This window comes from Streptomyces sp. NPDC058664 (assembly GCF_042716635.1).
In the GTDB taxonomy this organism is placed as follows: Bacteria; Actinomycetota; Actinomycetes; order Streptomycetales; family Streptomycetaceae; genus Streptomyces.
Map to the genome: position 1 here is coordinate 1 of NZ_JBHXRW010000243.1, position 1,120 is coordinate 1,120.

The following is a 1,120-nucleotide window of genomic DNA, read 5'->3' on the forward strand; positions in this document are numbered from 1 at the left end:
GTCGCGATGTCACCGCGCAGCTGCCACGGCTGGACATTGCCGCCGGACGGCGCGCGCTGGGCGCAGGCGAGAATCGCCTCGGCCGGGTCGGCAGGCGGCGGCTCGACGGGAGCGTCGACGATGGAGTCGATGCCGTCGTCGAGGTAGCCGGGTTCGGCGAGCGAGTCCAGCGTGGCGTCGAGGTCGATGCGCGTTCGGCCCGACGACAGCTTGGCGCCGAGCCCGATCCGGCGCACGGCAGCGGTCACGATCGCGGCGCCCAGCTGTACGTCGCTGCCCAGTTGCGGCCAGGTGGTTATCGTCTCCCCGATCTCGGCGAGGCTGGCCGCCATCCGCGACGACAACTGCCCGGGATCGAGAATGCGCAGCACGTGCGGCGCCTTGGCTTTGGTGTCGAGGTCGGCCAGCTGCTCGCCGGTGGTCGCGCCGAGCAGGCCGTGGAAGGGTTCGCGGTCGGGTTCGAGGTCGTAGCGCTCGACATCGAACAGGCCGCGGTCGCTGGTCTCCATCAGCAGCGGCATCCGGTGCCTGCGCGCGGCCTCGCGGACCGCGAACTTGATGTCGAGGGAATCGCATTCCTCCACCACCACCGAGAGCCCGTCGAGGAACTCAAAGACCGTGTCGGCCAGCACGCCCGCGGGCCAGATCTCGACCGGCAGGTAGGGGTCGAGTTCGGCGATCCGGCGCGCGGTGACGATCGCCTTGTTCACGCCGACGTCGAACAGCCCGCCGGGCACCCGATTCAGATTCGACAGTTCGATCGTGTCGAAGTCGGCCAGGCGCAGCAGCCCGCAGGCCCCTTCGAGAGCCAGGGTGTAGGCGATCGAGTGGCCGACGCTCTGCCCGACGACGCCGACGGTCAACTGAGCGAGGCGCTGCTGCTCGTCCCTGGTGAGTTTGTTGCGGTTGCGGTCCGAGCGAATCGCCTGGAACGCCGCGGGCCCGAGGACCGCGACCAGCGCGCGCCGCCACGGGTAGTAGATCCAGCGTTCCTCGCGCGCGTCGATGCCGGGCGGCACGCCGATGAGCCGGTCCAGCTCGGCACGCAGCCCCGCCCGCAGGTCGTCGGTGCGGATGTCGGCCTGGCCCGCCAGCTGCCGCAGAGTTGCCGCGTCGGCGG

1 protein-coding gene is annotated in these 1,120 nt (G+C 70.9%); it reads right to left on the reverse strand.

Features of this window, described 5'->3' with window-relative positions; translation table 11 throughout:
* Window positions 1–1,120, reverse strand: a 1,120-nt coding sequence (locus tag ACFWUY_RS41885; protein ID WP_384122398.1) for an Rv1355c family protein, incomplete at both ends; no start/stop codon positions are given.